This is a genomic window from Pseudomonas sp. HY2-MNA-CIBAN-0224 (assembly GCF_040310285.1).
Taxonomy (GTDB): Bacteria; Pseudomonadota; Gammaproteobacteria; order Pseudomonadales; family Pseudomonadaceae; genus Aquipseudomonas; species Aquipseudomonas helleri.
Genome location: NZ_JBEOPQ010000257.1, coordinates 1 through 356, shown reverse-complemented (window position 1 = coordinate 356; position 356 = coordinate 1). Strand labels below are relative to the sequence as shown.

General features: G+C 51.1%; 1 protein-coding gene. It reads left to right on the top strand.

The window, feature by feature from the left end; genetic code table 11:
• On the top strand, nucleotides 1-356 hold a 356-nt coding region (locus AAEZ03_RS26295; protein WP_350582692.1), incomplete at both ends, for a prepilin peptidase.

Genomic DNA, 356 nt, shown 5'->3' with positions numbered 1-356 from the left:
ACCGTATGCCGCTGATGATGGTCTATAGCTGGCGTCAAGAATGTAGTCAATTTATGGCGCAGCAAGCAGACATGCCGCAAGAGCATACCATACCACTGACCGATATCGTCGCAGCGGATACCCCTATTACGTTGAGTCGACCAGCGTCGCGCTGCCCTCACTGCGCGCACAAAATAAAGTGGTATGAGAACGTACCCTTAATAAGCTGGCTGCTGTTACGTGGGCGCTGCTCAAACTGTAATGCTGCTATCGGTCTGCGTTATCCTTTGGTTGAGCTCGTCACTGCCTTGTTATCCATACTGGTCATCTATCAGTTTGGGGTCAGTGCCGCTGGGTTGTCCGCCTTAGTTTTAGTA